The organism is Streptomyces sp. NPDC004561 (assembly GCF_053602155.1).
This window is the reverse complement of the sequence record NZ_JBSGDB010000020.1, coordinates 1-11,759: the sequence shown is the minus strand read 5'-3', so window position 1 is coordinate 11,759 and position 11,759 is coordinate 1. Positions and strand designations below refer to the sequence as shown.

General features: G+C 70.7%; 12 protein-coding genes and 3 pseudogenes. 6 read left to right on the top strand and 9 right to left on the bottom strand.

Annotated features, from left to right (window positions below):
• Positions 1-323, bottom strand: a 323-nt coding sequence (locus ACWEN3_RS04735) for a carboxymuconolactone decarboxylase family protein (protein WP_452965652.1), incomplete at its 3' end; no start/stop codon positions are given.
• A 265-nt stretch (positions 324-588) separates the two neighbouring features.
• On the opposite strand from ACWEN3_RS04735, the gene ACWEN3_RS04730 reads away from it, so the two are divergent.
• Positions 589-1,455 carry a helix-turn-helix domain-containing protein gene (locus ACWEN3_RS04730; protein ID WP_452965649.1) on the top strand — a complete coding sequence of 289 codons (867 nt, stop codon included), beginning with the start codon at positions 589-591 and terminating at the stop codon, positions 1,453-1,455.
• A 155-nt stretch (positions 1,456-1,610) separates the two neighbouring features.
• Here the strand turns inward: ACWEN3_RS04730 and ACWEN3_RS04725 are convergent, their stop codons facing one another.
• From ACWEN3_RS04725 to ACWEN3_RS04710, 4 genes and pseudogenes are all read right to left on the bottom strand, one after another.
• The gene (locus ACWEN3_RS04725; RefSeq protein ID WP_452965646.1) at positions 1,611-1,793 is read right to left on the bottom strand and encodes a hypothetical protein; all 183 of its coding nucleotides are present in this window, start codon (positions 1,791-1,793) and stop codon (positions 1,611-1,613) included.
• Between the two features lie 13 nt (positions 1,794-1,806).
• Positions 1,807-1,935: a hypothetical protein gene (locus ACWEN3_RS04720; RefSeq protein WP_452965643.1), complete on the bottom strand. Its 129-nt coding sequence runs from the start codon at positions 1,933-1,935 to the stop codon at positions 1,807-1,809.
• Positions 1,936-2,126: 191 nt separating this feature from the next.
• Positions 2,127-3,290, bottom strand: coding sequence for a low temperature requirement protein A (locus tag ACWEN3_RS04715; protein WP_452965640.1), 1,164 nt, complete (start codon positions 3,288-3,290; stop codon positions 2,127-2,129).
• Positions 3,291-3,649: 359 nt separating this feature from the next.
• Positions 3,650-3,988: pseudogene (locus tag ACWEN3_RS04710) on the bottom strand (transposase); the annotation flags it as partial.
• Between the two features lie 51 nt (positions 3,989-4,039).
• Between ACWEN3_RS04710 and ACWEN3_RS04705 the strand changes: the two are divergent.
• Positions 4,040-4,345: a hypothetical protein gene (locus ACWEN3_RS04705; protein WP_452965725.1), complete on the top strand. Its 306-nt coding sequence runs from the start codon at positions 4,040-4,042 to the stop codon at positions 4,343-4,345.
• Between the two features lie 507 nt (positions 4,346-4,852).
• Here the strand turns inward: ACWEN3_RS04705 and ACWEN3_RS04700 are convergent.
• Both ACWEN3_RS04700 and ACWEN3_RS04695 read right to left on the bottom strand, forming a co-directional pair.
• Positions 4,853-4,993: pseudogene (locus ACWEN3_RS04700) on the bottom strand (flavin reductase family protein); the annotation flags it as partial.
• Between the two features lie 86 nt (positions 4,994-5,079).
• On the bottom strand, positions 5,080-5,730 hold the full coding sequence (locus ACWEN3_RS04695) for an FMN-dependent NADH-azoreductase (RefSeq protein WP_452965638.1): 651 nt from the start codon (positions 5,728-5,730) through the stop codon (positions 5,080-5,082).
• Between the two features lie 133 nt (positions 5,731-5,863).
• Here ACWEN3_RS04695 and ACWEN3_RS04690 point away from each other — a divergent pair, with 133 nt between their 5' ends.
• The 3 genes from ACWEN3_RS04690 (at position 5,864) to ACWEN3_RS04680 (ending at position 7,971) form a co-directional block, all read left to right on the top strand.
• Positions 5,864-6,256: a winged helix-turn-helix transcriptional regulator gene (locus tag ACWEN3_RS04690; protein ID WP_452965636.1), complete on the top strand. Its 393-nt coding sequence runs from the start codon at positions 5,864-5,866 to the stop codon at positions 6,254-6,256.
• A gap of 35 nt (positions 6,257-6,291) precedes the next feature.
• The gene (locus tag ACWEN3_RS04685) at positions 6,292-6,765 is read left to right on the top strand and encodes a hypothetical protein (protein ID WP_452965634.1); all 474 of its coding nucleotides are present in this window, start codon (positions 6,292-6,294) and stop codon (positions 6,763-6,765) included.
• 111 nt (positions 6,766-6,876) lie between these two features.
• Positions 6,877-7,971, top strand: coding sequence for a hypothetical protein (locus ACWEN3_RS04680; RefSeq protein ID WP_452965631.1), 1,095 nt, complete (start codon positions 6,877-6,879; stop codon positions 7,969-7,971).
• 10 nt (positions 7,972-7,981) lie between these two features.
• Here ACWEN3_RS04680 and ACWEN3_RS04675 read toward each other — a convergent pair whose 3' ends face one another.
• Both ACWEN3_RS04675 and ACWEN3_RS04670 read right to left on the bottom strand, forming a co-directional pair.
• On the bottom strand, positions 7,982-9,460 hold the full coding sequence (locus tag ACWEN3_RS04675) for a glutamate--cysteine ligase (RefSeq protein ID WP_452965629.1): 1,479 nt from the start codon (positions 9,458-9,460) through the stop codon (positions 7,982-7,984).
• A 309-nt stretch (positions 9,461-9,769) separates the two neighbouring features.
• On the bottom strand, positions 9,770-10,567 hold the full coding sequence (locus tag ACWEN3_RS04670; RefSeq protein ID WP_452965626.1) for an SAM-dependent methyltransferase: 798 nt from the start codon (positions 10,565-10,567) through the stop codon (positions 9,770-9,772).
• A gap of 195 nt (positions 10,568-10,762) precedes the next feature.
• Between ACWEN3_RS04670 and ACWEN3_RS04665 the strand changes: the two are divergent.
• A pseudogene (locus ACWEN3_RS04665) lies at positions 10,763-11,565 on the top strand (SDR family NAD(P)-dependent oxidoreductase).
• Positions 11,566-11,759: the final 194 nt, after the last annotated feature.

Below are 11,759 nucleotides of genomic sequence, written 5' to 3'. Positions count from 1 at the left end.
TCACGGACCTGCTCGGTACGCCGCCCGGTCGCCACGCCCTGGTGGCCGACCGCCGGCGCCCGGCGGTCGATGCCCTTGCCCCGACCGCGGTCGGGGCGCTCCTCCTCGGTCAGCCCGTTCTGCAGGGCGCGCTGGAAGCGTAAGCCGAGCTGGTCGACGCGGTAGAGGGAGATCAGCGCGGTGACGGTGATCAGGCTGCGGTCGCACGAGGACAGTTCGGTGCGCTCCCACACGTCGCCGAAAAGCATCTCGTCGGTGAGGTCCGCGAGCTTGGGCGTGATGTCACCGATGGCCTTCTGCGCGGCGGAGGGTCCCTGTGCCATGTCGTGCTCTCCAAAGGGTCGAATCATGCAGAGCGGGCACCCTTTCCGGGATCGGCCGCGCTCTTTGGAGGCTGGTGGCCGCACAACGACCCCCCCTCGGACTTTCCATCCGAAGAATGGACGCTCTGTCTTTCCGACAGCCGCATGCGCAATCCTCACGCCGACTTTGGAGAAGGAAAAGGGGAGGGTCTTTTCATGGGAGAGAGTCATCCTGGGAAGAAACTCTCCCCCCCTCGTGCGGGAACGGCGATGCGAGACTGACTTCATGAGCCCTGACGCGCATCTGAACGAGCTGGGCGAGTTCCTCAAGGCCCGCCGGGCCGAACTCGGCCCCCGCACCGTCGGCCTTCCCGACCCGCCACGGCCGCGCCGCGTAGCGGGCCTGCGTCGCGAAGAGGTGGCTCAGCTCACCGCGATCTCCACCGACTATTACACCCGGCTGGAGCAGGGTCGCCTCCAGCCGTCCACCGCGGTTCTGATCGCTCTGGCCCAGGCCCTGCACCTCGACGACGACCAGCGCACCTACCTCTTCGGTCTCGCCGGGAAGCAGACCCCGCGCCCCCGCAATCGCGCCCGGCAGAAGGTCCAGCCGCAGCTCCAGCGACTGCTGGACGACCTCAGCGCCACACCCGCCATCGTCCTCGGACGGCGCGGGGACATCATCGCCTGGAACAAGCTCGCGGCCGCCCTCATCACGGACTTTGCGACGATTCCCGAGAAGCACCGCAACTTCCTCCGGATCCTCCTCACCGACCCGGCCATGCGCACGCTGTACGCCGACTGGGAGAACGTCGCCCGTACGGCCGTAGCCCAGTTGCGCATGGAGGCCGCCAAGAACCCTGACGACCCCCGCCTCACCGCGCTCGTCGGCGAACTGTCCGTCCACGACCCCCACTTCCGCCAGTGGTGGGCCGCCCACCACGTGGCCACCCGCGCCGTCGGATCCAAGAAACTCAACCACCCCGTGGTCGGTGAACTGTCCCTCGACTGGGACACGCTCACGGCCAGCACCGACGCGGAGCAGCAGCTCGTCATCTGGACCGCCGCCATCGGCACCCCCACCCACGACCGGCTGCGTATCCTCGCTTCCTGGGCTACCGACCATCAACTTGCCGTTCCGTCAGAGGACTGAGCCCATCCACGGCTCCTGCTGGCGCGCCCCGACATCACCGGATCAAATCCGTATCTCGGGATAAAACAATGGGAGAGAACGACCTCTAAGGTCCGGCCCGGCCCTCGGGCACCGCTGCCGGGCGGGGGATGACCCGTCGGGCAGGCGGACTGGCCTCAGCGGCTCGCAGCCGTTTCCCGCTCGATGCGCGTGAGCTTCTTCGCGGGGTTGTGCACGGAGTAGATGTCGGTGATGAATCCGTCCTCGACCCGCATGGCCACGGCCAGGCCGATCTCCCCGTCGATCCACACGCTTATCGCGGATCGACCGTTGACCTGCACCGCCTCCAGTGCCGCCACGGGACCCGCACCCTCACACCAGCGACCGGCAGGCGGCCCGCCTTCCGGGCCCCACGGTGGCCTGCGGCACGGCGTGCTTGATGCCCCCGCCGTCGCTCAGGGCGACGGCATCCGGTGCGAGGAAGTCGGGCAGCCCCTGCACGTCAGCTGTCTCAACCGCCCGTTCGAAGCCCCCGAGCGCGGCCCGGCTCTCGGAAGACGACACCGCGCGGACGGCGGGCGGCAACGCGGAACCGCACCCGGTGGGCGATCTGACGGACAGCCGCCGGACCCTTGTCGACCGCCTCCGCGAGCCATGGGGCCGGGTCATGTCGCGCCGGTCCTGGCCGGGCGTCAGGTTTCGGGGGTGGCATTCAGGGAGCGTGTCAGATTCTCGTGGACGTGCGAGAGGGCGGTGGCGGTCGCGATGAGGATGATGTCGAGGATGGCGAGGGAGGCGAGCGCGGGCAGCCAGATCGCGGCGATGCCGGCCGCCAGGCAGGCGGCGCAGGCGAGGAGCCGTTCGGTCCAGGCTCCATGGGCGGTGGTACGGAAGAACCAGGCGGTGGCGGCGAGATAGAGCGCTGGGGCGCCGAAAAGGAGGAAGGCAAGGGCGAGGGAGCCGTGGCCGAGGGGGTGGACGATGGCGAGTTCGCTGCCGACAGCGAGGGCAACCAGGGCGGCAAGTACGGCGTAGGCGCCGTTCGTGCCCATCCGGACTGACCGCAAGGGATCGGTGGTGGTGGCGACGGCAGTGGTGAAGGCGTCCTCGGCGCCGCCGAAGTACACCGCCCACAGACAGACCAGAGCGGTGAACGCGCCGATGGCCGTGAGCACACTGGACACGTCGACAGGGGCGTTGGCCATGGCGGTGCCCGTGGTGAGGACGGTTTCACCGAGGATGATGATGAAGAACAGCCGGAGGCGTTCGATCATGTGATCGGCGTCGAAGGGGAGTTCCTGGCTGCTGAGGGAGCGGCCGGGCAGCGGGTGCGCCAGCCAGGTGCCGGTGAGGTCGATCAGGGCGGCAGCGGCCCACCACCACAGGCGGGGCCCGGAGCCCACGACGGCTCCGACGATCCACAGCGGGGCGGAGGCCGAGATCCAGATCAGGGTGCGGCGGAAGTGCTCGCGCAGCGTGTCGGTTCGGCCGGCCACGGCGGTCACGGCACAGACGAAGAACAGGATCAGCAGCAGCGCTACGACGAAGACCCAGGCCCGTTCCCCGAAGGCGCGGGGAATCGCGGAGTTCATGAACAGCCCCAGGCCCATGACGATGACCACCATCCACCGGGTGACGTCACGGTGGACGTCGAGCAGCGTGGCCACGTAGCTGGTGTAGACCCAGGTGCCGAAGACGGCGACCAGTAGTACGGCGGTCTCCGCGGCGCCTCGCCAAGTGAGGTGTTCCAGGAGGTGGTGGGAGAGCTGGGAGACCGCGAAGACGAAGACGAGGTCGTAAAACAACTCCACCGGGGACACTTCCCGCCGCAGTCTCAATGACTCGGGCATGCTCATCTCTGGCTCTCCTGTGCCTGTGGCGACGTTCCGGCCGGCACGTCGGGTGTTGCCCAGGGGGCCTCGCGCCCTGTCGGGTCGCGGACGCGGCGGCATGGTGCGGCAGCCGGCCGCGTATACGTGACCGGCCGCCGCTGCAGTGTAATCGTGGAGATTCGTGACCTCTGGTCAGCGGGTATGGCGGTGGAATTCCGCGCCGAATGCTGCTTGCGCAGTGCGCGTTCGCCGGTCCGGACGTGTTCACGATGGTGGGGGACGAGGCGCTGCTCCACCTCATTCCTAGGGTCAGTCCGGCGTGGACACGGCGGTAGCCGTAGGTGTCGCGTGAGGCGACGTGGACCTCCCGGTTCAGCCCGGCCGACGCCGAGTTCCTCGAGCAGACGCCGAAACTTCCACCCCTGGCCGTGTGCCTCGTCCGCCGTCACCCACGCAGCGGGCAGCCCGGCGGCCAGACAGCGGATGACGATCGCCTTCGCGAGCTCGCCCTTCGTCGCGAACTCCCGCTCGTCGGGGATCTTCGCCGCCCGGTACCGTTCCCGGTCCCGAGTCCAGGCTTTCGGCAGATGCAACTCCCGGTCCATCAAGGCATGTCCATGACCGGTCGCGTAGGCGGCGAACACCCCGATCTGACAGTTGTCGATCTTCCCGGAGGTGCCGGTGTACCGCCGGCCAACCCCGGCAGAGGTGGTGCCCTTCTTGGCGCACTCGCCGCCCGGCGCGGGGGCGAGGACGGGTGGGAGCTGATCTGGATGCGGCTGCCTCTGATCGCCGCGTGCAGCGGGGTCGACGAGGCGGTTGAACGGGGTCGGGCTCACCCCGAAGGCACCACCTGGTACGCGGCGGAGCACATCGCCCGCATTCTCGCCGATGCCGGGCGCACCCAGGAAGCCGTTACCGTCCTCCAGCAGCACGACCGCAGGAACAGCCACGACCTGGCCAACTACCTTGTCGACCTCGGCCGTGTCGAGGAGGCCCTGGCCGTCTTCCAGCGCACGAGCCCCTCGCCACCGCTCGTGCCGACGACACACCTGTGGTCCGACGAGCCGCCCTTCTGAGGCTCTGACAAAGTCCGGACACTGATGGTTTGTCACCCGATGCTTGGTGGGGCGGCCTCGCGGTGGGCGGCGGCCGGCACCGGTGCGCCACTGTCCCGGGTGGACATACAGGCCTGGATGTAGGCAGTCCAGTCTGTACCCGTGCGGCGGCGCCAAGCTTGCGCCGTGATGACGTGCATGCCCAGAAGCGGGCCGAGTGCGGCGGACGGCATGTCGTCGGCGAGCTGGATCAGCGCGGTCGCGCGCGAAGGCCGGACCGGGATGCCGTGGGCGGCCAGTGCGCGTGAAAGGGGGCCAGAGGAGCGGTGGGTGCCCAGCCGGATTCCCGGGAAGAGCCAGTCGCTGGGGGTGTTCGCGATCCAGCCGTGCCGGGGCTGTTCCTCGGCGAGCCGGTGCAGCAGGTGAGCCAGGGGGTCAGAGAGGCGGATAGGAGTGTCGTCGAGGCACCGAGGCCAACCGTCCTGTAGGCACGTCAGCGTGCCGGCCAGACCGTCATCGCTTTCCTCGGAACCTGGTAGGGGCCAGGTTCGCCGTCCCGTCCGGCGTGAGGGTCGAGACCCACGCGATCGGCCGCGGGACCACGACGGCCGTCAGCAGACGGTAGAACGACCGGGACCCCAGGGATTCCGGTGAATAGTCGACACGCATGCCACCACGCTAGGCGCCGGCGTGCGGGTGGTGCGGTACCGGCCCCGCGAAGGGTGGGTCCTGCGCACTTCGCGGGGCCCGCCGCCTCAGGCCGCGAGGCGCCGCGCGAGCTCCTTGGCCTTCGTGGCCGCCTCCTCCAGGGCGCGCTCACGGGAGGCCTCGTACAGCGGGACCAGCTCGGCCATCGCCGGGTTGTACGGGGCCATGGTCAGTTCCGGGACGATGAAGTCGAGGTCCAGGCCGAGGGTGTCGGCGAGGATGACCTCGAGGTAGTTCTGCACGTACTCGTACCCCTCGCGCGGGGTGCCCGGGCCGTACGCGCCGCCCCGGCTGGCGACGACGGTCACCGGGGTGCCCTTCTTGGACTGGGTCTCGCCCGCGGTGCGGCCGATGAGGACCACGTTGTCCAGCCAGGCCTTCAGCGTCGAGGGGATCGAGAAGTTGTACATCGGTGCGCCGATCAGCACCGCGTCGGCCTGCTCCAGCTCCTCGACCAGCCGGACGCGCGCGGCGAAGGCGGCGGCCTGCTCCGGCGTGTGGGAGGCGGGATCGGCGAAGCCGGCGGTGTGGGCGTCGGCGGTGATGTGCGGGACGGGCTGCGCCGCCAGGTCACGGTGGATGACCGTGCCCTCCGGGTGCTGCTCCAGCCAGTGGGCGCGGAAGGCCTCGGTCACGGCGCGCGAGGCCGACGCCTCGGCCGGGAACACGGAGGAGTCGATGTGCAGCAGAGTGGCCATGGGGGTCTCTCCAGAAAAAGGGATGGGTCGGCCCGCACCGGAACGGGTGGAGCTGACGTTTCGTACTCAACTATGTCTAACACAGGGACTTACTTTTTTTCACCCCCCTACGTCGTGGTAGTACCCTTGGTGCATGACGGAGGAGCTGAACCACGACAGCGCGGCATGCAAGCGGGTGGACGACGGGATCACCCGCGTCTTCCAGTTGCTCGGAAAGCGGTGGAGCGGCCCGATCGTGTCCGTCCTGGTGGAGCGCCCCGCGTATTTCGCCGACCTCCGCCGGGCCGTTCCCGGGATCAGTGAGCGCATGCTGTCCGACCGGCTCGCGGAACTCGGCGCGGCCGGCCTCGTCGTGCGCGAGGTCGACGAGGGCCCGCCGCTGCGCGTCTCCTACCGCCTCACCGAGGCCGGGGCCGCGCTGGAGCCGGCGCTCCAGGAACTCGCGCAGTGGGCCAAGGACCATCTGCCCGACGCGCCGCGCTGCCCGGGGGCGCCGGAGGAGCGCTCGGCCGGCGCGCACGCGTAGCAGGCAGCCGGGAGAAGCGGGGGAGGACGGGCACCGTGGAGATCACCGTCCAGTGGGTCAGGACGTCCTGGACGAAACGGTCGAGGGGCGGGGCGGCCGCCGCTCGCCGCAACGCCGTACCGGCCGGATTCCCGCTCCCTCCGGCACCGTTGCCCCTCGCGCATGTCGTACGAGCGGCCGAGCGCGACGACTTCGTGCCCAGGGAGAGCCGGGCGGAATTGCGGGACCTCGCTCTGAGCCTGCGCCAAGGGGAGGACACCCTCCGGGTACTGGCCCGCGTGGAGCCGCTGTTCGGGCTGCCGCCCCGGCCGCGCAGACCGCCGGCGGTGCGGCTGCGGCCGGGCCAGTGGGTGCGGTGGCGGCTCAACTACCGGTTCAGCAGCGCCGCCGGGATGGCGGACTGGTCGTACTGGCTCGACACGTTCAACGTCGCTTACGGCCCGGTGGACCGGGAGGTGTTCCTGGCGGAGCCGACCGTGCTGGTCGACGAGTGCGGTCCGGTGCGGTGAGGCGGCCCTGCCCGTCCGGCGGGGGGACCCTGATCCGCTGCCCGACGGCCTGTCGGCTGGGGAGCCGGAAACCCGGCTGCGCCACCCGGGTCCCGGTGGCAGGATGCCGGAGTGGATCTCTCCTTGCGCGTCGCCGGCGACCTGCTGGGCACCGAACTGTCCGACCCGGTCGACCTCGGAGGCAGCCGGCGCAGCACGGTGCTGCGCTGCCGGACGGCCGCCGGTGGCAGCGTGATCGTCAAGTCGTACACCCGCGAGCCGGAAGCCCTGCGCTCCTTCACCTCCGAGGCCGCGGGACTCACCCTGCACCGGACCCCGGAACTGCTGGGCGCGGACCCGGCCGTACCGCTGCTGGTGATGGAGGACCTGGGCGCCGCGCCGACGCTGGCCGACGTGCTGCTCGCGGACGACCCGAAGGCCGCCGCGGAGGGCCTGCTGGCCTGGGCCCGCGCCCTGGGGCGGCTGGCCGTCGGATCGATCGGCGGTCAGGCCGAGTTCAGGCGGCTGACGGCCCGGTACGAAGCGGGCGCGTCCAGCTGGCAGGACGAGCCCTGGGCCGAGCAGAACGCCGCCGCGCTGATCCCCGCGCTCACCGGGGCGGGGATCACCGCGCCTCCCGGACTGGCCGCGGAACTGGCCCGGATCGGAACGGCGGGCGGGGAGCGGTACCCCGCCTTCACGCCGGGGGACACCTGCCCCGACAACAACCTCCTCACCTCCGACGGCCTCCGGCTGATCGACTTCGAGGGATCCTGCTTCCAGTCGGTGTTCCTGACGGCCGCCTACTCCCGGATGCCCTTCTCCAGCTGCTGGTGCGTCTTCAGGCTTCCCGAGGAACTGGCGCGGGAGACCGAACAGGCGTACCGCGCCGAGGTGGTGAGGGCGTACCCCGAACTGGCCGACGACCTCGTCTGGGAGGCCGGAATGCGCCGGGCGGTGGCCGTGTGGAGCGTCGACGTGACCGTGCGCCTGCTGCCGCACACGGCGCCGGACAAACCGATGCACCGGACCCGGCGCCCGGCGCCGATGGTGCGTCAGCTCCTGTGCCACCGCTGGGAGATGGCCCGCACCCTGGACGACTGCCCGGCCCTCGCCGCGACGGCGGACCTGCTCCTGCGCAAGTACGCCGCAGACTGGGAGACGGCACCCCTGCCTTCATACCCCGCCTTCGGCGGCCCCACATGCGGGGCCGCGGCGGGGAGCTGAGCGAACCGGGTCAGTCGACCGGCCAGGTGTGCACCGGGGCGTTGAGGTGCATGTAGTCGATGTACACCTGCGTCATCCGGCGCAGCGCCTCGTGCCGGCCGGCGCGCGTGGTGTCGGCGATGTGGTGGAACATCTCCTTCTGCCACACCGCCCCGTTGCGGCCGGCCACGCAGCGCTGCTCGATGACCCCGAGCAGCGGCTCCCGCCACGCCTCGTCCATCCCGGAGAGCTCCAGACCGCGGTGGGCGAGCGGCAGCAGCCGGCGCAGGACCAGTTCCGGCACCGGCACCTCGCCCATCCCGGGCCAGTACAGCCTCGCCTCGATGCCGTGCCGGGCCGCGGTGTGCAGGTTCTCCTCGGCGGCCTTGAAGGACATCCGCGACCACACCGGCCGGTCCTCCTCCACCAGGGCCCGGGTGAGGCCGTAGTAGAAGGCGCCGTTGGCCAGGGTGTCGGCGACGGTCGGGCCGGCGGGCAGCACCCGGTTCTCCACACGGATGTGCGGACGGTCGTTGGCGACGGCGTAGACGGGGCGGTTCCAGCGGTAGATCGTGCCGTTGTGCAGGGTGAGTTCACCGAGTTCGGGGACGTCGCCGCTGTCCAGCGTCTCCCCGGGGTCCTGCTCGTCGCACAGGGGCAGGAGGGCCGGGAAGTAGCGCAGGTTCTCCTCGAACAGGTCGAAGACGCTGTTGATCCACCGCTCCCCGAACCACACCCGGGGCCGTACGCCCTGCACCTTGATCTCCTGCGGGCGGGTGTCGGTGGCCTGCTCGAACAGCGGGATGCGCGTCTCGTGCCACAGCTCCTTGTCGAACAGGAAGGGCGAGTTCGCCGCCAGCCCGACCTGCACACCGGCGATCGCCTGCGCCGCGTTCCAGTACCCGGCGAACTCCTCCGGGGACACCTGCAGATGGAACTGCGTGCTGGTGCACGCGGCCTCCGGGGTGATCGTGTCCGCGTAGGTGCGCAGCCGGTCGTCGCCGTCCACCTCGATGTGCAGGTCCTCGCCCCGGGCCGCGAAGACCTGGTCGTTGAGCAGCCGGTAGCGGGGGTTCTCCGAGAGCGTGTCCTCGCCGATGTCCTCCTGGCGCAGGGTGGGCAGGATGCCGACCATGATCAGCCGGGTGCCGACCGACCGGGCGCGCTCGTCCGCGTGGTTGAGCGCGGCGCGGATCTCGGACTCCCAGGCGTCGGGACCGCCCGCGATCAGCCGCCGGGGAGGCACGTTGATCTCCAGGTTGAACCGGCCCAGCTCGGTGGACCAGGCCGGGTCGGAGATGGCCTCCAGCACATCGCTGTTGCGCATGGCCGGCTCGGCGCCGTCGTCCACCAGATTCAGCTCGATCTCCAGGCCCACCTGCGGCCGCTCGGACTCGAAGCGTGCCTCGCGCAGCATCTTGGCGAACGCGTCGAGGCATTCCTGCATCTTGATCCGGTACCGGCGGCGGTCCTCTCGGGTGAAGACGAGCGCCGGGACGTCTCGTCCCATCGGCCCTCCAGGTTTCCCCTCGTCGGACACCTCTCCACCTAGAGTGGCACCATCGCGCGAACCGCACCAAGCGGATGCCGCGGACCACGGTGCGCCTTGGGTACCTGTGTGCGCGCAGGGGGCCGGTTCTCCGACGCGCGGAGGTCGGGAAGACGGGCGCATGACCGCCGGCCGGCCCACCATCGCGGACGACTGCTGAGCCGGGCCACCGGCCAACGGGTGGGCGACGGCCGGTGCTCGGGGCAGCGCTCCTGGCTCGCTGCCCGGAGCGCGGCTGGCGGCCGACGTTCTCGGTGCCGTGCGGTGTTCTCAGGCGGTCCTGCGCGCCACGCCGCCGTAGAAGCCGATCTCGCCGGACCGGGGCGGTGGCGTGGTGTCCGGGCGCCAGAACGGGACCTGGGCCAGACCGGGGTCGATGAGTTCGAAGCCGTCGAAGAACCGTTCCACCTCGGCGCGGGACCGGAGGTTCAGGCTGGCGGTGGCGTTGTTGTAGACGGCCTGCGCCGCGCTGCGGTCGGCGAAGTCGCCCGTGGCGTGCGAGAGCACCAGGTAGCTGCCGGCGGGCAGCGCGTCGCGCAGGGCGGAGACGATCCGCGCGGGCTGCTCTGAGTCGGTGAGGAAGTGCAGGATGGCGACGAGGAGCAGGGCGACCGGCTGGTCGAAGTCGATGACCTTGCGGACATCGGGGTGGTCCACGATGGACCGCGGTTCGCGCAGGTCGCCGAGGACGATGCTGGTCGTGCCAGAACGGCTGAGCAGCGCGTTGCCGTGGGCGGCCACGATCGGGTCGTTGTCGATGTAGGCGACGCGCACGTCGGGCGCCGCCTCCTGGGCGACCTCGTGCACGTTCGGCGAGGTGGGCAGCCCGGCGCCGACGTCCAGGATCTGGCGGACCCCGCTGCCGACGACGTACCGCACGGCCCGGCGCAGGAAGGCGCGGTTCGCCCGCACGCCGATCCGCGCCTCGGGCGCCGCGGCCGCCAGCTCGTCGCCCGCCCGCTGGTCCACCTCGTAGTTGTCCTTGCCGCCCAGGAGGTAGTCGTAGATCCGCGCGGGATGCGGCCTGCTGGTGTCGATGTGCACGGCCTGGAAGCCGTCCTGTGTCACGCTGGGCTCCTCTCGACGACCGTCACGGCCTCGGTCCCGAAAACGGTTGGCCAAAGCTTGCCACATCAACTGGGGCCCCAACGTCCGCAGTTCCGCGCACCCCGCACTCCGGCCAGGAGCAGGCCGCGTCCACCCGCGGAAACCGCCGGCGCCCCGCACGGTCGGGCCGAGGCGCCACTGGTTACTTCGGATCGCATGAACGATGACAGGCCGCTCGCCCTGGCGACCGGGGCCTCCGGCGGCATCGGACACGCACTGGCCGGGCAGTTCGCCGAGCACGGCTACGACGTGCTGATCAACGCGGAGGACGACCGCCTGGAGCACGCCGCGCAGGAGATGCGCGAGACGGGCGCCCAGGTCCGTACCGTACGGGCCGACCTCAGGGAGGCGGGGGCGTGGACCGGCTGGTCGCCGCCACGACCGGTCTGGAGATCGACGTCGCGGTGCTCAACGCCGGGGTGGGACAGGGCGGCGCCTTCGCGGACACCGACCTGGCCGACGACCTCTCGGTGATCGATCTGAACGTGACCTCCACCGTACGGCTCGCGAAGCCGCTGCTGCGCGACATGCTCGGGCGCGGTGTGGGCCGGCTGGCGTTCACGTCCTCCATCGCGGCGACCATGCCGGGAGCCTTCCAGCCGGTCTACAACGCCTCGAAGTCCTTCGCGCAGTCCTTCGCCGAGGCGCGTCAGGAGAAGGTGAAGGACACGGGGGTCACCGTCACCGCGTTCATGCCCGGGCCGACGGACACCGACTTCTTCCGGCGCGCGGACATGGGCGACACCAAGGTCGGCGCCTCGGAGAAGGACGATGCGGCCGAGGTCGCCCGGCAGGCCTTCGAGGCGATCGTGCACGGCCGGCGCAAGCAGGTCACCGGCTCCCTGGAGACCAGGGCCCAGGGCCTGGCGAACAAGGTCCTGCTGGACAGCGTCAAGGCCGCAGTGCACCGCTCGATGGCCGAGCCCGGCACGGCAGAGGACACGGACCGACGTGGTTAGGGCCCGAGGAGTCCGGTGCGTCACCCGATCGGCCCGCCTCCGATGGCCTGCGGGCGAGCGGTGGCGGAGGGTCTGAACAGGGTCTTGCGCCACCTGTGCCCTGAGAAGGGCGGCCGACCTGTTCGCGGCCGACTACGTGGGCGCGCTGGTCGGCGGCCTGGCCTTCCCCTTCCTTCTCCTGCCGTTCCTCGGCC